Annotated in this window: 19 protein-coding genes; 13 read left to right on the top strand and 6 right to left on the bottom strand. The window is 72.8% G+C overall.

The features are described 5' to 3' along the window. Positions 1–34: 34 nt before the first annotated feature. Both ACR68M_RS13565 and ACR68M_RS13560 read right to left on the bottom strand, forming a co-directional pair. Positions 35–997 (bottom strand): DUF4231 domain-containing protein, encoded by a 963-nt coding sequence (locus tag ACR68M_RS13565; protein ID WP_441250730.1) that lies wholly within the window; start codon positions 995–997, stop codon positions 35–37. Between the two features lie 174 nt (positions 998–1171). Then, positions 1172–1933, bottom strand: a complete 762-nt coding sequence (locus ACR68M_RS13560) for a sugar isomerase domain-containing protein (protein ID WP_441250729.1) — start codon at positions 1931–1933, stop codon at positions 1172–1174. 213 nt (positions 1934–2146) lie between these two features. Between ACR68M_RS13560 and ACR68M_RS13555 the strand changes: the two genes are divergently transcribed. Further along, complete coding sequence (locus tag ACR68M_RS13555) at positions 2147–2839, top strand: metal-dependent transcriptional regulator (protein ID WP_441250728.1); 693 nt, start codon at positions 2147–2149, stop codon at positions 2837–2839. Positions 2840–3246: 407 nt separating this feature from the next. Here ACR68M_RS13555 and ACR68M_RS13550 read toward each other — a convergent pair whose 3' ends face one another. Further along, positions 3247–3957, bottom strand: coding sequence for a bifunctional DNA primase/polymerase (locus tag ACR68M_RS13550; protein ID WP_441250727.1), 711 nt, complete (start codon positions 3955–3957; stop codon positions 3247–3249). Between the two features lie 374 nt (positions 3958–4331). Here ACR68M_RS13550 and ACR68M_RS13545 point away from each other — a divergent pair, with 374 nt between their 5' ends. Continuing rightward, complete coding sequence (locus ACR68M_RS13545) at positions 4332–5708, top strand: transcriptional regulator (RefSeq protein WP_441250726.1); 1377 nt, start codon at positions 4332–4334, stop codon at positions 5706–5708. 239 nt (positions 5709–5947) lie between these two features. Next, entirely contained in the window at positions 5948–7042 is a 1095-nt protein-coding gene (locus tag ACR68M_RS13540; protein ID WP_441250725.1) for a hypothetical protein, read from the top strand. Positions 7043–7097: 55 nt separating this feature from the next. Here the strand turns inward: ACR68M_RS13540 and ACR68M_RS13535 are convergent, their stop codons facing one another. Then, positions 7098–8390: an ABC transporter substrate-binding protein gene (locus tag ACR68M_RS13535; protein ID WP_441250724.1), complete on the bottom strand. Its 1293-nt coding sequence runs from the start codon at positions 8388–8390 to the stop codon at positions 7098–7100. Between the two features lie 271 nt (positions 8391–8661). Between ACR68M_RS13535 and ACR68M_RS13530 the strand changes: the two genes are divergently transcribed. Continuing rightward, the gene (locus ACR68M_RS13530; protein WP_441250723.1) at positions 8662–9108 is read left to right on the top strand and encodes an SCO4402 family protein; all 447 of its coding nucleotides are present in this window, start codon (positions 8662–8664) and stop codon (positions 9106–9108) included. Positions 9109–9240: 132 nt separating this feature from the next. Then, complete coding sequence (gene purU / locus ACR68M_RS13525) at positions 9241–10107, top strand: formyltetrahydrofolate deformylase (protein WP_441250722.1); 867 nt, start codon at positions 9241–9243, stop codon at positions 10105–10107. A gap of 16 nt (positions 10108–10123) precedes the next feature. On the opposite strand, the gene ACR68M_RS13520 is transcribed toward purU, so the two are convergent. Then, positions 10124–11179: an MDMPI N domain containing protein gene (locus tag ACR68M_RS13520; protein ID WP_441250721.1), complete on the bottom strand. Its 1056-nt coding sequence runs from the start codon at positions 11177–11179 to the stop codon at positions 10124–10126. A 542-nt stretch (positions 11180–11721) separates the two neighbouring features. Here ACR68M_RS13520 and ACR68M_RS13515 point away from each other — a divergent pair. The 6 genes from ACR68M_RS13515 (at position 11722) to ACR68M_RS13490 (ending at position 19255) form a co-directional block, all read left to right on the top strand. Beyond that, entirely contained in the window at positions 11722–12189 is a 468-nt protein-coding gene (locus ACR68M_RS13515) for an ATP-binding protein (protein ID WP_441250720.1), read from the top strand. Between the two features lie 417 nt (positions 12190–12606). Further along, on the top strand, positions 12607–13953 hold the full coding sequence (locus tag ACR68M_RS13510) for an MFS transporter (RefSeq protein ID WP_441250719.1): 1347 nt from the start codon (positions 12607–12609) through the stop codon (positions 13951–13953). A gap of 37 nt (positions 13954–13990) precedes the next feature. Further along, entirely contained in the window at positions 13991–14515 is a 525-nt protein-coding gene (locus tag ACR68M_RS13505) for an N-acetyltransferase family protein (protein WP_441250718.1), read from the top strand. Between the two features lie 98 nt (positions 14516–14613). Further along, positions 14614–14946 carry a DUF4229 domain-containing protein gene (locus ACR68M_RS13500; RefSeq protein WP_441250717.1) on the top strand — a complete coding sequence of 111 codons (333 nt, stop codon included), beginning with the start codon at positions 14614–14616 and terminating at the stop codon, positions 14944–14946. A gap of 4 nt (positions 14947–14950) precedes the next feature. Then, complete coding sequence (locus ACR68M_RS13495; RefSeq protein WP_441250716.1) at positions 14951–15970, top strand: LacI family DNA-binding transcriptional regulator; 1020 nt, start codon at positions 14951–14953, stop codon at positions 15968–15970. A 96-nt stretch (positions 15971–16066) separates the two neighbouring features. Further along, positions 16067–19255 (top strand): SdrD B-like domain-containing protein, encoded by a 3189-nt coding sequence (locus tag ACR68M_RS13490; protein WP_441250715.1) that lies wholly within the window; start codon positions 16067–16069, stop codon positions 19253–19255. A gap of 57 nt (positions 19256–19312) precedes the next feature. On the opposite strand, the gene ACR68M_RS13485 is transcribed toward ACR68M_RS13490, so the two are convergent. Then, positions 19313–20545 carry an MFS transporter gene (locus ACR68M_RS13485; protein WP_441250714.1) on the bottom strand — a complete coding sequence of 411 codons (1233 nt, stop codon included), beginning with the start codon at positions 20543–20545 and terminating at the stop codon, positions 19313–19315. A gap of 266 nt (positions 20546–20811) precedes the next feature. Here ACR68M_RS13485 and ACR68M_RS13480 point away from each other — a divergent pair, with 266 nt between their 5' ends. Further along, positions 20812–22263 carry a peptidoglycan D,D-transpeptidase FtsI family protein gene (locus tag ACR68M_RS13480; RefSeq protein ID WP_441251606.1) on the top strand — a complete coding sequence of 484 codons (1452 nt, stop codon included), beginning with the start codon at positions 20812–20814 and terminating at the stop codon, positions 22261–22263. 305 nt (positions 22264–22568) lie between these two features. After that, on the top strand, positions 22569–23897 hold the full coding sequence (locus tag ACR68M_RS13475; RefSeq protein WP_441250713.1) for a dicarboxylate/amino acid:cation symporter: 1329 nt from the start codon (positions 22569–22571) through the stop codon (positions 23895–23897). Positions 23898–23937: the final 40 nt, after the last annotated feature.

The raw sequence follows: 23937 nt of genomic DNA, 5'->3' as shown, positions 1-23937 counted from the left end.
TCGGGCAGGGGCCTGCGGGAGCGAGCGGGTCGGGTCAGCCGGCCACGTCCGGGGTGCGGACCTCGCGGCGGGCCTGCCAGGTGGTGTGCTCGCGGGAGATGGCGTCCTCGGCGTCCCGGGCGAGCCGGGCCCAGGTCTCCTCCGCTTCGGGGGTGTCCAGCGGGAGGCGCCCCAACTGCACCTCGATCATCGAGAGTTCGGAGGCGGCGAGGGTGTAGGCAGCGGCCTGCGGCCGGTACTGGCGCAGCTGCGCCCAGGCGGCGACGGAGGCGGCGACGGCGGAGAGCGTGCCGAGCGCGTCGTAGCTGTACCAGCCGAGGGCGCGGAGCACGGCGAGGACGAGCCCGAGCAGCGGCAGCACGATCCCGAGGGCGCTGGCCCGGCGGCTGGCGTTGGCGCACCGGCGGGCCTTGTCGCGGTACCAGTCCCGCTGGGCCAGCACGCGTTCGCGCAGGTACACCTCGCGGCGTACGGCGAGCGGCTGGCCGCGCAACTGCCGCATGGTCTCGGTGATCTGCGGGTGGCCGGCCGGCCGCCCGGCCAGCGGGCCGCGCCAGAGCCGGAGTTCGGCCTCCACCTGGCCGGCCTGCGGGATCGCCCGGCTGGTGCCGAACTGGCTGATAATGCCCCCGAGTTGGACGTCGTACAGCCGTTCGGCGTCCGGCAGGCTCTTCGGCGGCGGCTGGTAGGCGTCGGCCCGGACGGCGTACTTCCAGGAGAGCGTCTTCACGGACTCGGCGGCGGCCCGGCCCTCGTACCAGAGCCCCTGCGGGTTCTGCCGGCTCGCGACGGTCGCCAGGGCGACGGTCGCCAGGTAGGCGGCGGCGGCCAGCCAGGCCCACAGCTTGCCGTCGGCGGAGCCGGTGGCGGCGGCCGCGACCAGCAGCAGCAGCTCCCAGAAGGAGAGCGAGACGGCCCGTCGCTGCCCCTGGAGGGAGGAGGAGTCGGCCGTCCAGAACAGGCCCGGCAGCAGGTCGTCCTCCCGCACCCTGCCCATCGAATGCGCCGATCCTGCCGCCATTCAGGCCCCCCGCACCGTCGCTGCCGCTTCTGCCGGTCGTCCCGTCTACGCCTGGTGTCCAGCCAGTATGAACGTCAACTGCCGTGCGGAACAGGGGTGGTACGGGCCATGTGGGGAGCGCGCGGGGGGCGTCGCGCGTAGGCCGACCGGTCAGCGGCGGGGCGGGTGCGCGTAGAAGATCCGGTCGGCGTTGTCGGCCATCACCTTGGCGTTCCACTCCGTGCCGCCGTCGACGTTGCCGGAGCGGAACAACGGAGGGGTGATTCCGCGTTCGGTCAGTCGTCCGATCGCGGACGCGACCACGGCCTGCATCAGGGCGCTGGTGACGACCGTCGAGACCGAACCGAACGGCGTCTCGGCGCCCGGCGTGCTGAGCTCGCCGTCGCCGACGGCGATCTTGCTGTCCAGCACCACGTCGCAGTTGTCCTTGAGGAAGGTGCCGGAGGGGTGGTTGGAGCCGACTTCCGCCGGGTACGCGAGCGACGTCACCCCGATCACCCGCAGCCCTCGGGCGCGGGCGTGCCGGGCCAGCTCGACGGGCATCACCTGGCGTCCGGAGAGCGAGACGACGAACAGCAGGTCGCCCTCCCGGGCCGGGGTGAGGTCGAGCGTGGCGGTCGCCAGACCGGCGACGCGTTCGAGCGCGCTGCCCAGCGGTGCGGGCATCACGTTGACCCCCGTCATCCCCGGGACGTTCAGCAGGTTGATCACGACCAGCCCGCCGGCCCGGTAGACCACGTCCTGCGCGGCCAGCGAGGAGTGCCCCGCTCCGAAGGTGAAGATCCGCCGACCCTCCGCCACCGCCTCGGCCAGCAGCTCGGCAGCCTCCTCGATCCGGTCGGCCTCCTCGTCGCGGACCCGCTGGAGCTGGGAGAGCGCGGCGTCGAAGTACTGCTGGACCAGGTCGCTCATCAGATCTCCGTACCGAGCCGGGGCGGTCGGGGTGGTCCAGACCGCTGAGGGAGAAAAAGCAATGGAGAAAGCTACGGCGAGCACCGTGCGGCCTGGGGTGTCCCGCTGTCAACAGGGACAGAAAGTGACGAGGCACGGGGTCGGGCGTCCGCGTCCGTCGGTGCGGTACGTCAGAATTGGCGATGAGTACACCGAGGAACGGAGCCAGCGGCGATGTCTGGGCTGATCGACACCACTGAGATGTACCTTCGCACCATTCTGGAGCTGGAGGAGGAAGGCATCACCCCGATGCGCGCCCGGATCGCCGAGCGGCTGGAGCAGAGCGGCCCGACGGTGAGCCAGACCGTTGGCCGGATGGAGCGCGACGGCCTGCTCCGGGTCGCCGGGGACCGTCACCTCGAACTCACCGAGGACGGCCGCCGGCTCGCCGTCCGCGTGATGCGCAAGCACCGCATCGCGGAGTGCCTGCTGGTCGACGTGATCGGCCTGGAGTGGGAGCAGGTGCACGAGGAGGCCTGCCGCTGGGAGCACGTGATGAGCGAGACGGTCGAGCGCAAGGTGCTCGCCATGCTCGGGCACCCGACCCAGTCGCCCTACGGCAACCCCATCCCCGGGCTGGACGAGCTCGGCGACACCAAGGCCGAGGGGGAGGGCTTCGACGCGGCCCTCGTCACGCTGGACGCGGTGCGGCCCGGCGAGGAGGGCAGCAGCGTCATCGTCCGCCGGATCGGCGAGCCGATCCAGACCGACGAGGACCTGATGCGGACGCTCAGCCGGGCCGGCGTCCGGCCGGGCGCGACCGTCCGGGTGGCGGCCGCCGCCGGGGGCGTCCAGGTCGGCGACGGAGCGACGGCGGTGGAGCTCGGCAAGGACATCGCGATGCACGTCTTCGTGGCGAGGGCCTAGAACCGGACGGGCCTCAGCCGCCCGCACGCCAGGAACAGGTCCGGCCCGGTGCATCCCCATGCACCGGGCCGAGCTGTCCCTCCCTGCCGTGCCACCGGTCACCCCGAGCGCGACCGGTGCCACACCCCCCCTGTCCCCTCCGCTTCGCCGAGCTCGGCTTCCCCGTCCGAGCCCCCTCCGGCTGCCTTCGGAGGAAATCCTCCCCTCGGCAGATCACCGCAATCCTTGAGCGTCGTCACTCGTACGAGGGGCTTTCGACCTTGGTGATCGGGTAGACGGATCTCTTACCGCCTATACAGCCCGACGGACCCTGCCTCCGGTGGGAGACAAGGCCCGTCGGTCGCGCGCGGGGTTTTCGCGCAGAGCGCGCCCTCACCCGATAGGCGTAGGGCGGCCGTTCCGGGGGGTCAGCGGGCGGCCGCCGACTGGGTGGGTTGGGCAGCCGGCTGCGGGGCGCGCGCGGGCTGCGCCGCCCGGCCGCAGGCGTACGCCAGCGGGCTGACCAGCTCGCCCGCGTCCGGCAGCCAGCGGTTCAGCGCCGACGGCGGCCGGGCCCACTGGGCGAACCCGTAGGCGCCGATCCGGGAGGGCGGGGCGACGATCCAGTCCCCCTCGCCCCGGCCGACCAGGTCGAGGCGCCCGGGGGCCCAGCCGAGCCGGCGGAGCAGGTCGGGCAGCTTGGCGAGGGTGCCGGGCAGGACGAGGAAGAGCAGTCGGCGCCCGCTCTGGCCGGCCGCCGCGGGGACGTTCACCACCGGGCCGAGCTGGAGCTCCAGCCGTTCCATCCGGGCCAGCGCCAGGCAGCCCGCGGTCTCCGGCACGTCCAGGGCGTCGAAGCTGCGGCCGGTCGGGAGCAGGATCGACGCCTGCGGGTTCTCCGTCCACCAGCGCCGCACCACGCCCGGCCCGGCGCTCGCCTTGCGGCGCCAGTCCTCGGTGGTCGGGTGGGCGCCGGGCAGCTCGCAGTGGCGGTCGCCGCAGGAGCACCGGGCCGGGCCGTCGCCGTCGATCAGCCAGGTGCCGGGGGCTACCTCCCAGTGGCGGTCCTCCGCGTAGCGGACGGCTTCGATGAGCAGCGGGGGCAGGCCCTGTTCGGGGGCTCCTGGGGTGTCTTCCACGCTGTGCTCAACTACTCGGGGTGAACGGGGTTACGGTCGAAAGGGAGGGAACACGTACGAGACACCGGGGAACGGACGAGGGGGTCGCAACCGGCGCAGGCAGGGGCGCATGGGTGCATTTGGCAGGGCGCGTGGGGAGCGGGTTGGTCACGGTGGGTATCCCGCTGGTGTTGCTGATCGCTAACCTGGGGTCATAAGACCGACCGTCAACTGGGGGCGGGTGAACGAGCGGACCGTCCGGGCGAGAGCCGTCGGCCCGTGGCACCGCCTCCGACCGACGGTCACTCTAAGCCCCAACCGGTCGGCACGTCGGCAACCGAGCAGCAGAATCGTCGCCCGCCGGTCAGGGCCGGGGGCGTGGGGAGGCGAAGCCCATGGCCGCTAGACCACTCGTCGCACGACAGCCCAATGAGCGTCTGCAGCAGCTGATCCAGGAGGCGAGCTGCTCGAACGCGGGCCTCGCCCGCCGGGTGAACCTCTGCGGCGCCGAGCACGGGCTCGATCTGCGGTACGACAAAACCTCGGTGGCGCGTTGGCTGCGCGGCCAGCAGCCGCGCGGGCAGGCGCCCGCCGTGATCGCCGAGGCGCTCGGCCGCAAGCTCGGCCGGGGGGTCACGGTCGACGAGATCGGCATGGCCGACGGCAAGAACCTCAGCTCCGGGGTGGGCCTCCAGTTCGCCGCCACCCTCAGCGGCGCACTCGACCAGGTCTGCGAGTTGTGGCGCAGCGACGTCGGTCGGCGGGAGTTCCTCGCGGGGGCGACGGTCGCCGCGTCCGCGCTGGTGGAGCCCAGCCGGGACTGGCTGATCACCCCGCCCGACCCGGTGGTGGCCCGCGCGGGCGGCCCCCGGGTGGGGATGGCGGACGTCGCGGCGATCCGGGCGACCACCCAGATGCTGGTCGAGCTGGACCACCGCTTCGGCAGCGGGCACGTCCGCCCGGTGGTCGTGCACTACCTCAACAGCGTGGTCTCGGGGCTGCTGAGCGGTGCGTACCGGGAGGAGACCGGGCGTCAGCTCTTCGGCGCCGTCGCCCGGCTGACGGAGCTGGCCGGGTACATGGCGGTGGACACCGGGCAGCCCGGCCTGGCCCAGCGCTACTACATCCAGGCCCTGCGGCTGGCCCAGGCGGCGGACGACCGCGGGTACGGCGGGTACGTGCTGGCGGCCTCGATGAGCCACCTCGCGGCGACGCTCGGCAACCCGCGCGAGATCGCCCAACTGGCCCGTGCCGCACAGGAGGGCGCCCGTGCGGTCGCCACCCCGACGGCGATGGCGATGTTCTACGCCGCCGAGGCCCGGGGCCACGCCCTGCTCGGTGACGCCCGCTCCTGCGAGGCCGTCGCGGCGAAGGCGCTGGCGGCGATGGAGCAGCGCAACCCGGAGGACGACCCGGACTGGATCGTGCACTTCGACGAGGCCTACCTGGCCGACGAGTTGGCGCACTGTCACCGCGATCTCGACCAGGCGCCGCAGGCCGAGAAGTACGCCCGCACGGCACTCGAGCTCCACCCGCCGACGCGAGTCCGGCGGCGGGCCGTCGACCTGGTGCTGCTGGCCACCGCACAGCTCCAGCAGCGGGACGTCGAACGGGCCTGCGAGACGGGCGCGCAGGCCGTCCGGCTGCTGAGCGGGCTGCGGTCGAACCGGGGGGTCGAGTACCTGGACGAGTTCCGGCGCAGGCTGGAGCCGTACCGCGATCACCGGGTGGTCCGGGAGTTCCAGGCACGGGTGGAGGTGGAGGCCGCGTGAGAGAACTCCGGGCCGCGTAGTCACCTGTACCGGTGAACGGGTAGCGTGGGCGCAAAATTCGGCGTCGCGCGTGTCCGGCCCGCCGATCAGGTGGGGTCCGCCGTCGACGAGCGCGCGGAAGAACCGAGGAAGGCCCGGGTGCGGCAACGGGAGAGACGGCTCGGACGGCCGACAGCGGCCGTCCGCAGGCTGTCGGCTGCCCTCGCACAGTCGGTGCCGCACACAGGTGAGGAATCGCGTTGAGCCAGCGCCGCTCGTACTCCAACTCCAACGACTTCAACATGGACGACCTGTTCCGGCCCGAGCCGGACGCTGCGCAGGCGCCCCAGGCGCCGCAGCAGCAGCCGGGCCCGGAGTACCTGAGCCCGCCGCCGCAGGCCCCCCAGCAGGCACCGCACCAGCAGGCACCCCAGCAGTACGCTCCGCAGCCGCCGCAGGCCGATCAGGCGCCGGAGACGCAGTACTTCCCGCCGTACCCCACGGGCAACCCGGCGCAGGGCGGCCAGCCCTCGTACGGCGGCCAGCAGCAGTACGCCCAGCCGCAGCCCTCGTACGGGGGCCAGCAGAGCTTCGGCGGGCAGCAGACCTTCGGCGGCCAGCAGCAGTACGGTGCGCCGCAGCAGCCGTACGGCGCCCCGCCCGCGCCTCCGGCGTACGCCCCCGCCGGGCAGGGGTACGGGCCGGAGGACGGCGGTCCCCGGTCGAACACCAAGCTGATCGTGGGCGGGGTGGTCGCGGGCGTCGTGGCGGCGGGCATCCTCGTGGCGGTGCTGATGAGCGGCGACCCCGCCACCGGCGGCACGCCCAAGGCCAAGAACACCGCGGTGGCCAAGGGCGGCAGCACCGCCCCGAGCAGCACGGGCAGCGGCGCGGCCTCGGTCAGCCCCGAGATGCAGGCCCAGGCGAAGTCGCTCGGCGAGCTGCTGGACACCGCCAACGCGAGCCGGCAGGCCGTGATCAGCGCGGTCGCCTCGGTCAAGCGCTGCGAGAAGCTGCCCGACGCACAGCAGGCCCTCACCCAGGCCGCCGCCCAGCGCGACGGGCTGGTGACGAAGCTCAACGCCCTGAAGGTGGATCAGCTGCCGAGCGGCGGCCAGCTGGTCGAGCAGCTGGTGAAGGGGTGGCAGGCCTCCGCCACCGCGGACCGCGAGTACGCGGGCTACGCGACGGACGCGATCGCCGCCTGCGACCCGAACAAGGCCTCCAGTGACCACCTGAGCAAGGCCGACGCGGCGAGCGGCCAGGCCAGCGAGGCCAAGAGCCAGGCCTCCACCCTCTGGAACGCGGTGGCGGCCCAGACCGGGCTCGCCACCAAGGGCCCGACGGAGCTGTAGCGCAACCGGCCGCGCCCCTGGTGGTCAACGCCCCCAGTACGTCAGGACGGGTGCGTCAGGACGGGTGCTTGGCGCCGGTGAGGACCCAGCGGACGTCCACGAAGGTGTTCTGCTGCTCGACCAGGCGGCCGCCCTGGACCTGCTGGAAGGTGACCGAGGTGTTGACCAGGCGGGGGGAGTCCGCGCTGGGCAGCATGTTGGTCATGCCCCAGCTGAGCGGAGGGGTGGCTCCGGCCGTCTCGATCGGGTCGCCGCTGTCGAGGACGCTCCGGACGGACTTGGCGGTGAGCGGCTTGGCGGGGCCGATCCGGGCCGCGACCTGGCGGATCACCTCGTAGGCGACCCAGGTGGTCTGCACGCCGGGGTCGGAGACGTCGATCGCGTTGCCGTCCGCGTAGTCGTGCAGGGTGCCCCGCAGGGCGTCCCAGACATGCGAGGCCTCGGGCGGGTACCAGCCGGTCGCGTACGCGCCGTTGAGCGGGCCCGTGTCGCCGCCGGTGGAGTCGACCACGGACTGCTGGACGCTGCCGATCACGGAGGCGAAGACGGTGTTCTTGGGGCCGAGCCGCCGGTAGGGGTCGAGCAGGTTGGAGGTCGGCTCGGCGCCGAGGGCGCTGGTGACGCAGTTGCCGGGGCGGTCGGCGCCGATGGCCTGCTGGGCGATGGCCGAGTAGTCGTTGGACTTCTCGGGGGCCTTGATGTCGGTCAGCTTGATCTTCTCGGTGCTGAGCGCACCGGTGAGGAAGCCGAGCAGGGTGTCGCCGGCGCGGGTGTCGGGGCGGATCAGCGCGACCGTCCTGCAGCCCGCCGCGACGAGCTGGCGGCCGCTGCCCGCGATCAGCGCGGGCGTGCCGCCGGCGACGGGGTAGGAGAGCGGGCTGCTGAACTCGGGGGTGGAGAGGCCGTACCCGCCGAGGTAGGGGATGTTCGCGGCCTCCAGCAGCGAGATGAAGCTGCTGCCGTACTGGCTGTACGAGCCGACCACCGCGATCACGTGGGCGTCGATGGCCTGCCGGGCGCAGTCGGCTGCGCCCTCGGCGGTGTTGTGCTCGTTGCAGGTGAGGACGTGGACGGGGTGCCCGGCCAGGCCGCCCTTGGCGTTGAGCTCGCGGCCGACGGCCTCGGCGAGGTCGGTCATGCCGGGCCGGTCGGCGGAGCCGGTGCCGGACGGCGCCCAGGTCATCACACTGACCTCGCCGCCACCGGTGGCGGCGGCGTCCGCCGGGCCGCCGCAGGCGGAGGTGGCGAGCAGGGCCGGCAGCAGGGCCGCTGCGGCGGCGAGTGCGACGGCCGGGCGGCGTCCCCGCGTGCGCGGACCCCGATCATGGCGTGCTCCGGTCAACAACATGAGCTTGTCCCTCCCCAGGCGGCAGCAGTCGGCCGTCTCCACCCTCGATGCGGCGGGGTGCCCGGAGAGGGCCGGAGAGCGAACGAGCGGCCAACGGGAGCGGAACACCGGGGGGTGATTGCTGATGACGCGTGTAGAAGGAGTGTCGACGGGGAACGTACGATCGATTCCCATGGTTGCCAGTACAGATCCCGCCGCAGGGACCACCCGGACAGATTCTTCGTATCGGTCTGCCCGAAACCCTTCTCGGACGGGCTACCGCTCAAGCACGATGGGCGGCATGCCGATCAACGACCTGCCCTGGTGGCGCTGGCGCGCCCGCGTGCGCTCGGGGCTGCACATGCTCTCCGACCCTGCCTTTCAGCAGCAGACCTGGCTGTCCGGCCGTGCGGGCTACGGAGACGTGACCGACGCCGTCTACCGGCTGGTCGAGGACACCTGGCTGGACCGCTGGCCCGCCGAGAAGTACCTCGGCACGGTCTTCCGCGACACCACCGAGACCACGCTGGTGAGCGCCGCCGTGCTGCGCGTCCTCCAGGTGCTGCACGAGACCGGGGCCGACGCGCCCGCCGCCGCGTACCTCGCCCACCCCGGCTGGCCGGACGCCGTCCGGGCCTGTCGGGAGGCGCACGTCCAGCTCGCGCTGGCAGACGGGGACGACCCGGAGGCGGAGCCGCGTTCGCTGGAGGTGCTGCGCATCCTCACCCGGACAGGCTGAACCCGGGCGGGCTGAACAGGGCCGGCTGAGGCCCGTCCCGCAGTGCGGTCGGATCGGCGCGCGGCGTCCGGTATGTGACACGCTGGACGGCTTGCGCCACTCGCCGACCTAGCGGACAGGACCCGACCCACCGTGGAACAGCAGACAGCAGCCTCGCAGTACGTCCTCACGCTGTCCTGCCCCGACAAGCAGGGGATCGTCCACGCGGTCTCCAGCTACCTGTTCATGACCGGTTGCAACATCGTCGACAGCCAGCAGTTCGGGGACGCCGACAGCGGGCTGTTCTTCATGCGGGTGCACTTCACGGCCGAGGGCCGGATCGGCGCGGAGAAGCTGCGGGCGAGCTTCGCCGCCATCGGCGCGTCCTTCCGGATGGACTGGCAGATCCACCCCAGCGCCGAGCGGATGCGGGTGGTGCTGATGGTCAGCAAGTTCGGGCACTGCCTCAACGACCTGCTGTTCCGCACCCGGATCGGCGCCCTGCCGGTGGAGATCGCGGCCGTGGTCTCCAACCACACCGACTTCCGCGAGCTGACGCAGTCGTACGGCATCCCGTTCCACCACATCCCCGTCACCCGGGACACCAAGGCCGAGGCCGAACAGCAGCTGCTCGACCTGGTCGCCGACCAGAAGGTCGACCTGGTCGTGCTGGCGCGCTACATGCAGGTGCTCTCCGACGGCCTGTGCAAGGCGCTCTCCGGGCGGGTCATCAACATCCACCACTCCTTCCTGCCGAGCTTCAAAGGCGCCAGGCCGTACCACCAGGCCCACAGCCGTGGGGTGAAGCTGATCGGCGCGACCGCGCACTACGTCACCGCCGACCTCGACGAGGGCCCGATCATCGAGCAGGAGGTCGCCCGCGTCACCCACGACGTCACCCCCGACCAGCTGGTCGCCGTCGGCCGTGACGTCGAGTGCCAGGCGCTGGCCCGCGCGGTGAAGTGGCACAGCGAGCACCGCGTGCTGCTCAACGGCACCCGCACGGTCGTCTTCACGTAGCCGCCCTGGGCTCCCTTCAGGGGCGGGAGAGCAGGGGCGCCGCCTCCAGGAGCTGCCGCACCGCCGCCGCGTCGCCGTACTGGCCGACCGGGAGGCGGGCCGGGTCGCGGCGGGCGGCGGCCAGGTAGCAGAACTCCAGTCCGTCGACGGCCACCGAGGCGACCACGTCGGCGTTGTCGGCGGTGCCGTCCAGCGGGACGAGCCACTCGCCCGCCGCCGGGCCCTCGACGACCAGCCGCACCAGCCGGGGCAGCGGCGGGGTGGGGGTAGGCCGGGCGGCGAGCGCGGCGGGCAGCATCCGGGCCGCGAGGTCGACCATCAGCCGCAGGTGCTTGGGCGCGGGCGGGGTGTACGGGTAGTCGACGGCGCGGGCGATGTCGTCGCCGTGGATCCAGCACTCGAAGGCGCGGTCGAGGAAGGCGTCGTGCAGCGGCAGGACGGCGAAGCCGTGGTCGACGAGGGCGGTGCCGACGGCGCCCAGCCCGGCGCGGCGGACGAGGGCGTGGCTCTGCCGCCGCCAGTGCGAGCGCTCGTCGCCCGGTGCCGGGGGCTGGCCGCCGTCGGCGGGGAGGCCCAGCGCGGGGGCCAGCCGGGCGTCCACCTCGGCGAGGTGCCGGAGCACCTGGGCCGGCCGCAGTCGCTCGACGCCGCCGTGCCAGGCGAGCTCGACGGTCTCCTGCCACTCCGCGGGCCCGAGGTCGCGCAGCAGCGAATCCAGCCGGGCGGTCTCGGCCGCGTACGGGGCGGCCCAGGGCGGTACGGGCAGCAGGGCGGGCCGCCGGGCCAGGCAGCGGTCGAGCACCTGCTGACGCAGCGCCACGGGCGGGTCGAGCGGGTCGGCGGCCTCCAGGACGGCGTCGGCGCCGAGCCGGGCCGTCCCCGGATTGGTCCAGAGGCCGGCGAAGATCTCGCAGGTGAGGTGTTCGGCGGCGGCCTGGTCACCCATCAGGCGCTGGGCGAGGCCGTGCGCCGGGGGCGCGTACCGGTCGTAGAGCTCCCCGAGAGCGCTCTCCTCGCCATCGGCCAACCGGCGGTGCAGCGCGTCGTCCTCATGGGGGTCGACGGCGGCCATGGGCCTCTCCTCTGTCCCCGTTCGTGCCTCTGTCCACGTGCCCGGTCCGGCCCACGGTATCCCGGGAGTCTGCGCGGGCGTGGAGAAAACGTGCGAATAGGAAGAAGGATGTTTCGGATCGTCAGATCCACTGCTCGCACCGGCCGTTGATGTTCGACCGGCCGTGGACACATGTAGGGAGGGTGGTTCGCTCGTGGCGGCCGCACCTTGGGGCCCGCGTGGCGGTACTTTCAATACGCTCGTCCGCGGGGCGCTACCACCGCCTCGGCCGGCCGGCCGGACGACCGCTGGTGCGAAGCTCGTCAGGGTGAGCGGGACAGTATGCACCGCGGTGTCCCCCGATCGCTGGAATATGCCTGAAGCGCTTGCTGTGACCGGTATGCCGGATCATCCTGAGGCGTATTCGTGACGAAGCCATGGGCAGTCCGACCAGGCCTCGGATTGTGCGCGGCCGGCCGGCCGGACCGGCGAGAGAAGAGCCCCCGAAGCCCGTGCCGGGCAGCGGGGTGTTTGGCCGAACTGCGAGTGCGGGTGGTGGAGCGGTGCAGGTACTTCAGGTGCAGCTGGCGGTCCAGGCGGACCCTGCCGAGGTCGGCCGAGCGCGCCGCTGGGTGCGCACCCGCCTCAAGGGGCACGGGCTCGACCCGGACACCCCGATCGCCGAGACGCTGGTGCTGGTCGTCTCCGAGCTGGTCACCAACGCGGTGGTGCACACCGGGTCGCCCGCCGTGCTGAGGCTGTCGATGCCGGTCTGCGGCGCCGTGCCGGTCGCCTCCTTCGACCTCGTCCGGGTCGAGGTCGCGGACGCCAGCCAGGCCGCGCCCGCCCCCCGGCACGCGCCCGGCGACGCGACCAACGGGCGCGGGCTGGAGCTGGTCGAGCTGCTCTGCGACCGCTGGGGCTGGTACCCGGAGGGCTCCGGGAAGCGGGTCTGGTGCGAGATCAGCTCGGGCCCGATGGCCGCCCGCCCGGCCGATGCGGCGCCTGCCGAGAGTGCGTACGCCGGTTGAGCCCCCGTACGCCCACCGGGCGTCCGCGCGCCGGAAATGCGCGCCAACCATTCCGAATTTCAGACAACCCATTGACGTGACGTATCCGACTGATCACTCTTGGGTGCAGCTCCCCGTCGAGTGAGGGGACGTCGAGGCCGTGTCCGACGGCGCCAGCATGGGGGACCGCACGCTGCCGGCCGCATCGGACACCTCCTCGACGAGTACGGAGAGCTGGCGTGCGGCACGGACCGGACGGTCCGTAGGGGCCCCGCACGCGGGGGACGGATGGCGGCCCGCCGGACGGGCATGGGGAGCGTACGTCGCGCCGCCATCCGACCGACGGGCCGCCTGCCTGGGCCGGGCATGGCTCGATCCTGGTGAAAGCTGGCAGTCAAACCCCTCGTCCGGCGGCCGCCGGGTCAGCAGACTCGGGCTGTGAACGACGCACCCGCCGAAGAAGCCCCGACCGCCCCCGAGGCCGTCCTCGAGCCGGCCCCCGAGTCAGCGCCCGAGCCGGCCCCCGCCGGAGCACCGCGCCTGCACTACGCCTGGGTCGTCGCCGGGGTCGCCCTGCTCGTCCTGCTCGGCTCGGCCGGCTTCCGCTCGACGCCCGGCCTGATGATGGACGCCCTGAACTCCGAGTTCGGCTGGTCGCACGCGACGATCGCCGGCGCCGTCTCGGTCAACCTCACCCTCTACGGGCTCACCGCGCCGTTCGCCGCCGCCCTGATGGACCGCTTCGGCGTCCGGCTGGTGGTGGTCTGCGCGCTGCTCACCATCTCCACCGGCGCCGGGCTGACGGTGCTGATGACGCAGAGCTGGCAGCTGGTGCTCTGCTGGGGCGTGCTGGTCGGCCTCGGCAGCGGCTCGATGGCGGGCGCGTTCGCCACCACCGTCAGCGGCCGCTGGTTCGCCGCCCGGCAGGGGCTCGTCACCGGCGTGCTCACCGCCGCGAGCGCGGCCGGCAACCTCGTCTTCATGCCGCTGCTCGCCTGGCTGGTCGAGCAGCACGGCTGGCGGACGGCCGTCGTCCTGGTCTCGCTCTGCGCCACCGCCGTCGCCGTCCCGGTGCTGCTGCTGATGCGCGAGCGCCCCGCCGACCTCGGGCTGCTCCCGTACGGCGCGACCGAGCAGCCGCCCGCCCCGGTGCTCGGCGGCAGTGCGCTCGCCCGCAGCCTGCGGGTGCTCCGGGAGGCCGCCCGCCGCAAGGCGTTCTGGCTGCTCGCGGGCTCCTTCGCGATCTGCGGCGCGACCACGGCGGGCCTGGTCGGCACCCACTTCATCCCCGCCGCCCACGACCACGGCATGCCCGTCACCACCAGCGCGAGCCTGCTCGCCCTGGTCGGTGTCTTCGACGTCGTCGGGACGATAGCCAGCGGTTGGTTCACCGACCGCTTCGACTCCCGGACGCTGCTGATCACCTACTACGCGCTGCGCGGCCTCTCGCTGCTCGTCCTCCCGCAGCTGTTCGCGGGTTCGCTGCACCCGCCGATCCTCGCCTTCGTGGTGTTCTACGGCCTGGACTGGGTCGCCACCGTGCCGCCGACGGTCGCGCTCTGCCGCCAGTACTTCGGCGCCGACGCCCCGATCGTCTTCGGCTGGGTGCTGGCGGCCCACCAGATCGGCGCGGCGGCCGTCGCCGCGCTGGCCGGTCTGGCCCGCGACCACTTCGGCAACTACGACGCGGCCTGGTACGCGGCGGGCGGGCTCTGCGCGGTCGCGGTGCTGTGCTGCCTCGCGCTGCGGGCGCGCGGCGGGCGGCTCGCGCCGGCGCTCTCGTGAGGGCTCGCGTCGTAAGGGCCTACTAGGCTCTGGGGGTATGACACTGACCTTTGCTCTCGACCCGGATCTGACCCCTGAGCTGCGGGCCGAGATCGTCACCCTCTGGACGGACGCCAGCAACGCCGGCGGCTCCGTCGGCTTCGTCCCGCCCGTGACGGAGGACGACGTGTGGGCGACGGCCGAGAAGCAGTTCGGCGGGGTCGGCCCCGGCCAGGCCGACCGGCTCCTGGTCGGGTACGCGGACGGGCGGGTCGCCGGGGTGCTGTTCTTCGAGGACATGCGGTTCTCGCTGATGGACCACTGGCGGCTGCTCAAGCGCGTCATGCTGCACCCCGACTTCCAGGGGCGCGGCCACGGCGCCGAGCTGATGGCCGAGGCCGAGCGGATCGCCCGTGGCTGGGGCCTGGACGGCCTGCGGCTCACCCTGCGCGGCGGCCAGGGGCTCGAACGCTTCTACGGCCGCAGCGGCTACGTCGAGGTCGGCCGCGTCCCCGGGGCGATCAGGGTCGCGCCGGGCGACGACCGCGACGACGTCACCATGTGGCTGGACCTCCGGCAGTAGCCGCACACGACCGGCCGCGCCCCTGGGTCCGTACGCCGCGGGGCTCGTGTTTCACTGGGAGACCAGTCGCCGCAGGACCCCGGAAGGACTCCACCGCCGTGAGCAGCAAGTCGCACGCCACGCTCCGCTACACCTCGATGCGGGCCAGCATCTTCCTCGGCTGCCTGCTGGTGGCGATGCTGCTGGGCCACTTCGGGGTGATCCCGGTCTCGGGGACGACGGGGTACGTGTTCCTGGTGCTGGTGGCCGGGCTGGTCTCGGCGCCGCTGAGCTACGTGCTGCTGAGCAAGCAGCGGGACGAGATGTCGGCGCAGATCGTGGCGAAGATCGAGGGGCGGCGGACGAAGACCTCCGCCCGGATCGCGGCCCAGAACGCCGAGGAGGACGCGATCGACGAGGCCGCCCGCTCGGCGGCCACGCCGCAGAACTGAGCCGGTGACCTTCCCTCCCGAGCCCCCGGCCAAGCGCCCCACCGGGCGGGACGTGGCGCGGCTCGCCGGGGTCTCCCAGGCGACGGTCTCGCTGGTCTTCTCGGGCACCGAGGCGGGCCACCGCGTCTCCGACGCGACCCGGGAACGGGTCCGGGAGGCCGCACGTTCGCTCGGCTACCGGCCGCAGGCCGCCGGGCGGCAGCTGCGGCTGGGCCGGAGCGGGATGATCCTGCTGGCAGTGCCGAACATCCTCGGGCCGTTCTTCGGACGGGTACTCGCGGGCGTCCACGAGGAGGCCGGGCGGCACGGCCTGGCGGTGGTGGTCAGCTCCGGCTGGGGGAGCGCGACGCTCGCCGAGGCCGCGACCACCAGCCGCTTCGACGGCCTGCTGATCTGCTCGCCGGACGACAGCCAGCTCGGCGAGCTGCCGCCGGCCACCCCGGTGGTCTTCCTGGACGCCGACCCGGTCACCGACCCGGCCCGGCCGACGGTCGAGCTCGACGTGGCAGGCGGCATGCGGGCGGCCGTCGAACATCTGGCCGCACTGGGCCACCGCCGGATCGGCCACCTGCGTTCGACCCACTCGGCGTACACCTTCCGGGTGCGGCAGGCGGCCTTCGAGGCGGCGGCACGGGCCCGGGGGCTGGAGGTGCTGGAGGCCGGGGTGAGCCTGAACGAGGGCCAGGCGGCCGCCAGTTCGGCCGCGTACGGGCTGCTGAGCCGACCGGACCGGCCGCAGGCCGTGGTCTGCGACGACGACGTGGTCGCCTCCGGCCTCTACCAGGCCGCCGCCGAGCTCGGCCTGCGCATCCCGGCGGACGTCGCGGTGGTCGGCATCGACAACATCCCGGTGGCCTCGCTGCTGGCCCCGCCGCTCACCACCGTCGACCTCCCGGGCGAGGAGCTGGGCCGGGCGGGCGTCGACGCCTTGGCGGCTCTGCTGCGCGGTGAGCCTGCCCCGGTGGTCGCTCCACTGGAGACCAGTCTGATCGTCAGATCGTCGACCGGTCACATCGGCACCTAGAGGTGCGGGCGTGACGTTGGGTCAATCGGATGAATGATCATCCGCTCGGACGAGTCGTCGCGTGCTGACCGCACCCCGGCGGTTCCACTGGGGACCATGCGGAAGACCATCCCTCGGGGCCCAGCCCGAACACCACGCCTGGTGGCAGCCTTCGGCCTGCTCTGCGGCACACTGCTGACCGGCGGCATCGCCGCCCAACCCGCGCAGGCGGCGATCACCTTCACCAAGACGGTCGACAAGGCCACGCCCGCCCCGGGCGAGAACGTGACATACACGCTCAACTACACCTGCTCGGTGGCTGAGTGTTCCAACGCCACGATCACGGACCAACTCCCGGCCGGGATGGAGTTCGTCGGGTGGACGCCGGACGCCTCCACCGTCGACGTCGCCAATTCGACGATGCCGGCCCCCGGGGCAGTCGGTGGTACCGCGACGATCAAGATGGTGACGCCGCTGCCCCCGGGCACCACGGCCTCCATCAAGGTCGTCCTCAAGTACCCGAACTGGACCACCGCCAACGGCGCCAAGGCCGTCAACACGGCGGCCCTGACCGCCGACCGCGAGACCCCGCAGACCGGCACCGCCAACACGACCGCCGTCGTCCAGCCCCAGTACACCGTCACCAAGGGCGTCCAGACGAGCAGTCAGGACGGCCGCACGGTCACGTACCAGTTCGGCACCTGCTCCAAGGACGGCGTGCCCAACGTCGACCTCGACGCCAGCCGCCTGGTGGACACCCTGCCGCCGGGCGCCGTGGTCGACACCAGCCGCTCGCCCGGGTGGACGGAGAACCCGCCGGGCAGCAACACCTGGGGTTACGACATCGGCGACTTCCGGGCCGGGAACGGCCAGGCGGGGTGCAAGTACCCCGGGGTGATGGTGGTGAACTACCCGGAGTCGGCCTTCCTCAACGGCACCACGTCGACCAACAAGGTGGACCTGAAGGGCGACCCGCTCGGCCCCGACGCCGAGAAGGACCTCTCCACCGCCACCGCCGTCACGCCCACCTTCCAGCCGACCACCACCGGCGTGGTGGTCGACGTCAGGAAGACCTGGGGCCCGACCGTCACCTCGGGTGACGTCAACGGCTTCAGTCTCTTCCCCGTCAACACGGCCGGCCCGATCACCAGCCTGGTGATGACCGACCCGGGCGCCGGGACGACCACCGGCCTCTACAACTGGCTCGACCCGCAGGCCATCCAGCTCGATCCGTGGAACCCGACCAGCATCGCGCTGACCCTGGAGTACCGCCTCAACGGCGACCCGGCCTGGCAGACCTTCACCCCCGGCAAGCCGTTCAACGGCGCCGCCGCCCGCCGGGTCAGCTTCGCGCACGGCGCCGCCGACCCGGCGAACGACGTGCTCGGCATCCCCGTCGGGCGCTGGCTGGACGGCCTGCGGTTCAGCTGGAACGGCCCCATCCCGGGCGGCTGGAGCCCCGGCAACTCGATCCAGGTGCTGATGCAGGTGCTCTACACCGGCCACGACGGCACCACTGCGCCCGACCCGCTGCACAACTGTGTCGACCTGGTCGGCACCGACGCGGCCGGTGTCCGGGCCCAGAGCAACGCCTGCGCCGACACCAGGGTCACCGATGCCACCAACCTCGGCGCCGCCAAGACCACCACGGCGGGTGCGGTGCTCTCCCCCGGAGGCAAGGCGACCTTCCAGGTCATCCCGTACAACCGCAGCGGCAAGGTCCTCGACAAGCCGCTGATCCTCTTCGACCTGCTGCCGCCCGGCATGGTCTACGTCGACGGCTCCGTCCGGCCCGACCCCGGATGGGGGGACAGCAAGGCGCCGTCCGAGGTGGTCGTGCTGCCCGGCAAGGACGGGCGCCAGCTGCTCCGGATGACCTGGCCCGGCCCGCACCCGGACATGACGTACCTGCACGACAGCCGGGCCAGCCGGGTGCTCTTCGAGGCGCAGGTCGCGGGCAGCGCCCGGCCCGGGACACTCACCAACGAGGTGTTCGTCACCACCGACCAGCCGTCACCGCCCGTCACCTGCATGTTCTTCGGCACCGACAGCAGCGTGCCGGACACCGACGACCTGAACGGCAACGGCAACACCACCGAGAAGCTCTGCCGGGCCAGCTCGCAGGTGCAGATCGAGGTGCCCGCCGTGCTGCACGCGTACAAGGAGGTCAAGGGCGACAAGGACACCGACTACGGCAGCACCGGCACCACCTCGCCGGGTGGCAACATCTCGTACCGGATGACCGTCCGCAACGACGCACCGGAGGCCGTCACCGACTTCGTCGCGTACGACCGCCTGCCGAGCCCGGGTGACGGCTACGTGCTGAACCCCGGCGTCGAGCGGGACAGCACCTGGACGCCCTCACTCACCGTGCCGCTGACCAGCAGCGACCCGACGGTGGTGATCGAGTACACCACCGACCCGAACCCCTGCCGCCCAGCCGAACTGCCCACCACGCCCCCGGACGCGCCCTGCAACGCGGGTGCGCAGTGGAGCGCGACCTTCCCCGGGCCGGGGCTGGCGACCTGGTTCCGCGTCCGGCGCCCCGGGGCGCTGCCCTCCGGCGGCACCTTCACCCTGACGTGGAGCATGGTCGCGTCCGTCGACGCGCCCGACGCCGGGTTCGCCTGGAACAGCTTCGCCTACACGGCCAAGGACAACACCGGCGCCCAGCTGCTGCCCGCCGAGCCCGCCAAGGTCGGCATCGGCGTGCAGTGGCCGCCCGCGCCGTACAACTCGCTCGGTGACTTCGTCTGGAACGACCTGAACAAGAACGGCCTCCAGGACGCGGGCGAGCCCGGGGTGCCCGGGGTCCGCGTCCACCTGCTCGACGGTCAGGGCCGCAACGTCCGGAACAAGTACGGCAAGACGGTCAGTGCCGTCACCGACAGCACCGGGCACTACCTCTTCGCAGCGCTGCCGAACGGCAAGTACGCCGTCCGCTTCGACCTGACCACCCTCCCGGCCGACGCCACCGTCACCAAGCAGTACGCCGCCGGGGCCCCGGGCCCCAAGGACTCGGACGCCGACCAGTCCACCGGCCTCACCCAGACCGTCGACCTCACCGGCGGCACCGACTACCTCGACCTGGACATGGGCCTGGTCTTCCCGTACGTACCCCCGACCCCGCCCCCGACGCCGCCGGTCACTCCGACCCCGACGCCGCCGGTGACCCCGACCCCGACCACGACTCCGAAGCCGCTGCCCCACACCGGCAGCGACCTCCCGGTCCTTCCGCTGCTCGGCACCGCCGCACTGCTCGTCACCTTCGGCCTGACCGTCCGCCGCAGGGGACGCCACCGCTAGAGGGTTCTTGAGGGGCGCGAGGCTCTGCTTGATTCACTGCAGGCGCGAACCGGAAGGCTAGACCGCTGCACCTTCCGGAGCGCGCAGCACCTCGCGCCCCTTCGCCATGTCCGGCGCGCCCGCGCTACGGAACCACCGCCGCGCAGCGAACAGCAGCACCGCCCCCAGCCCGATCCCGCCGACCGAGCACGCCGCCACCGCCGACAGCGACCCCGACACCAGCGACCCCGACACGGCGTAGCCCGCCGCGTTGCCCGTAGCGAACAGCGTCACCAGCCAGGCGAACGCCTCCGTCACGGTCCCCGTCGGAGCCAGCTCGGCGACCAGCACGAACGCCGCCGCCAGCAGCGGCGCCAGCCCGATGCCGGAGAGCAGCGCCAGCCCGGCCATCGCGTACGGGCCGGGGAGCAGCAGCAGCGGCAGGTAGCTGACGGCCATCGCGAGGGCCAGCACCCAGGTACGGGTCGCGGTGCTGCTGCGCCACTTCACCGCGCCGTAGGCGAGCGCGCCGAGCAGCCCGCCGAGGGCGGCGAGCGCGAGCAGGGTGCCGGCGCCGCCGGGGAGGCTGCCGGAGTGCTGCTCGGCGTAGGCGATGAAGAGCACGTTCTGGGCGCCGACCGTCCACCCGGCGCCCGCCAGGCCGATCAGCAGCAGCACGAGACCGGGGGAGCGCAGCGGCCCGAGCAGGCCCGATCCGGCCCCACGCGCGGGGGCGCGCCAGGCGCGGGCGGGGGCGGTGGTGGCGACCACCAGGGCCCCGGCGAGGCCGAGCCCGGCCGCTGTCCACAGGGCTGTGGACGGGCCGAAGGCCGCCGAGATCCCGGCCACGGCGAGCGGCCCGGCGACGTACAGGATCTGCTGCGAGGCGGAGTCGAAGGCGTACGCGGTGTCGAGCTGCTCCTCCTCGACGACGGTCGGCCAGAGCGAGCGCAGGCAGGGCTCCAGCGGCGGCATCGCGAGCCCCGCGATCGCGGCGCCGAGCGGCGCGGCGACGGCCGAGCCGGGCGCGAGCGCCAGCAGCGCGTACCCGAACCCGGCGACCACGGCGGCCCCGATCAGCACCCGGGGCTGGCCCGTCCGGTCGACGATCCGCCCGAGCACCGGCCCGCCGACGGCGGCGGCGATCGCGTACGCGGCGGTGGCCAGGCCGATCCTGCTGTACGGGGTGCCGGCCTCGCGCAGCGCGAGGGCGATGACCAGGGCGGTCATGCCGGCCGGGAGGCGGCCGAGCAGGGTGCCGGAGAGCAGTCGGGTGACGTGCGGGGCTCGGAGCAGGGCGAGGTAGCCCATGGGGCGGTCTCCCGGAGGGCAGGGGGCGGCAGTGGGATCGTATGCCAAGTTATACGTATAACTGGCGCGGTGCAAGTGACTGCGAGTGACCTCCGTGCCGGCGACCGCCGGGGAACCGCTCCCGGCCCTCCCGGCGTCCCCCGAACGGGAACGTACTCACCAGGCCGTACCGGGACGACGGCCGCGACCAGGCCGGGGCGGGGTAGGGAAGCCCGCCGCCCGGGGCCCGACAGGACCGGATGAACACCCCGAACCGCGGCTACGGCATGACCCGCTCGATGCGCCGAGCCTCGCTCTTCTGTCTGCTGCTGGTGCTCGCGCTGATGCTCCGCATCAGCTGGATAGCCGTCGCCGAGGCCGACTCGTACAGCACCAACCCGGCAAATGCCCGCATCGCCATCGACCGCTACGCCAAGCCGCTCGGCAACATCCTGGTCGGCGGGCAGCCCGTCACCGGCTCGGCCCCGACCGGCGGCACGCTCGCCTACGAACGCAGCTACACCGACGGCCCGCTCTACGCGCCCGTGACGGGCCACAGCTCGCAGAAGTACGGCTCCAACCAGCTGGAGAACCTCTACGCCCAGCTGCTCGACGGCCGTGACCAGCGCCTCGCCTCGCTGACCGACGGGCTCACCCGCAGCACCCCGCCCGGCGGCGACGTCGTGACCACCATCGACCCCAAGGTGCAGCGCGCCGCCTGGGACGCGCTCGGCGGCAAGCAGGGCGCCGCCGTGGCCATCGACCCGGCGACGGGCGCGATCCTCGGGCTGGTCTCCACCCCGTCGTATGACCCCGGGCGGATCGCCGGGAGCTCGGCCGCCGACGAGGCCGCCTGGCGGCAGCTCAGCGCCGACAACGGCTTGGCGATGCTCAACCACGCGCTGCGCTCCACCTATGCGCCGGGCTCGACCTTCAAGCTCGTCACGGCCGCCGCCGCGCTCGAGAACGGCCTGCTGAGCGGGATCGACCAGCCCACCGTCAGCCCCGACCCGTACACCCTGCCCGGCACCAGCCGGGTGCTGACCAACGAGAACCCGTCCGCGCCCTGCACCGACGCGACGCTGCGGACGGCCCTGCGGTACTCCTGCAACAACGTGTTCGCCAAGCTGGCCGCCGACCTCGGCGAGGCGAAGATGTCCGCGCAGGCGGCGAAGTTCGGCTTCAACCTCGCGAAGCTGGACACCCCCGTGCGGGCCGCCACCAGCGTCTACCCCGCCGGGATGGACGCCGCGCAGACCGCGCTGACCGGCATCGGCCAGTTCTCGGTCACCGCGACGCCGCTGCAGATGGCGATGGTCTCCGCCGCGATCGCCGACGACGGCGTGCTGATGAAGCCGTCCATGGTCGACCGGCTCACCGACCACTCGGGCCGGACGGTGCAGGACATCGCGCCCGCCCAGCTCGGCCGGGTGATGAGCGCGCACACCGCGAAGGAGCTCCAGTCCGCGATGGTCTCCGTCGTCACCGACGGGACGGGCCGCTCGGCGGCGATCGACGGGGTGACCGTCGGCGGAAAGACCGGCACCGCGCAGAACGGCGTCGACAACAGCGGCACCCCGTACGCCTGGTTCACCTCCTACGCCGACGACGGGCAGGGGCACCGGATCGCCACCGCCGTGGTCGTGGTCGACGGCTCGGCGAACCGGGACTCGGTGAGCGGCGGCGGGCTGGCGGCGCCGGTCTCCAAGGCGATGACCAGGGCGGCCTTCGGGCGCTGACCGCTCCCGGGCGGGGTGGTTCGTGGTCGCAACTCAAACAAGTACTTTGAACATCCCAAAGGTTTGTTGCTACTGTGTCGGCCATGACCACCACAGGCACGCCTTCGCAGCAGGGGATGAGCAGCTCGCTCATGCCCGCTGCCGCGTGCCTGCCGGGTGCTGTGGACAGCCCGCGCTCCTGTCGGGGCTTCAGCGGTTTCAGCTGTATGCGGGCGGCACGTCGCGCCTGACACCCCCCGGGTGTCCTCCCAGCCGTGCCGCCGCTCCCGCCCCGTCACTCTCCCCCTCCCCGGAGCTGCACCCGCATGTCCACACCTGGCACGTCCACACCCCGCACGCCTCTCGCCGCCCTCCGCCGAACGCCCTTCTGGGCCCAGATCGTCGGCGGGCTCGTCCTCGGTCTCGGCCTCGGCTATCTCGCCCGTAGCCAGGACGTCTCCTGGCTCACCACCACGCTCGACACCATCGGCAAGACCTTCGTCCAGCTGCTCAAGCTGGCCGTCCCGCCGCTGGTCTTCACCGCGATCGTGGTCAGCGTCGCCAACCTCCGCAACGTCACCAACGCCGCCCGGCTGGCCGTCCGTACGCTGCTCTGGTTCCTGATCACCTCGCTGATCGCCGTCGCCATCGGCCTCGGCCTGGGCCTGCTCACCGACCCGGGCAAGGGCGCCGGCCTGGCCACCACCGGCCTCAAGGCCCCCGACCACGCGGGCTCCTGGGTCGACTTCCTCACCGGCATCATCCCGACCAACATCGCCACCTCCTTCGTCGAGGTGAACGTCCTGCAGATCGTCTTCCTGGCGGTCGTCACGGGCGCCGCGATCCTCAAGCTCGGCGAGAAGGCCGCACCCGTCCTGCGGCTCAGCGAGACGGTGCTCGAACTCACCCAGACCGCCCTCTGGTGGGTCATCCGCCTCGCCCCGCTCGGCACCCTCGGCCTGATCGGCAAGTCCGTCGCCAAGTACGGCTGGGACCTCCTCAAGCCCTTCGCCACCCTGACCATCGACGTGTACGTCGGCTGCGCGATCGTGCTCTTCGGCGTCTACTCGCTGCTGCTGCGCTTCGCCGGGGGCCTCAACCCGCTGAACTTCTTCCGCGGCGCCTGGCCCGCCATCCAGCTGGCCTTCGTCTCCCGCTCCTCCGTCGGCACGCTGCCCGTCACCCGCCGCGTCACCGAGCGCCTCGGCGTCCCGAGCGAGTACGCCTCGTTCGCCGTCCCGTTCGGCGCGACCACCAAGATGGACGGCTGCGCCGCGATCTACCCCTCGCTGGCCGCGATCTTCGTCGCCCAGGTCTACGGCATCCACCTCGGCATCGGCGACTACCTGCTGATCGCCTTCGTCTCCGTGATCGGCTCCGCCGCGACGGCCGGTCTCACCGGTGCCATCGTGATGCTCACCCTCACCCTCTCCACCCTCGGCCTCCCGCTGGAGGGCGTCGGCCTCCTCCTCGCCATCGACCCGATCCTCGACATGGTCCGCACCGCCACCAACGTGGCCGGCCAGGCCGTCGTCCCGATCCTGGTCGCCGCCCGCGAGAAGACCCTCGACCTCACCGCCTACAACAACCCGACGGGCGACCTCCTGACGGACGAGCCCGCCAAGCTCGCCGAGAAGGTCGCCGTCGCGGCCTGACCCCTGCCACGACGAAGCCGGGCCTCCGAGGACGGGGCCC

This window comes from Kitasatospora sp. McL0602 (assembly GCF_052076145.1).
In the GTDB taxonomy this organism is placed as follows: Bacteria; Actinomycetota; Actinomycetes; order Streptomycetales; family Streptomycetaceae; genus Kitasatospora.
The sequence above is the reverse complement of the archived record's forward strand: the minus strand, read 5'-3'. Positions and strand labels throughout refer to the sequence as shown.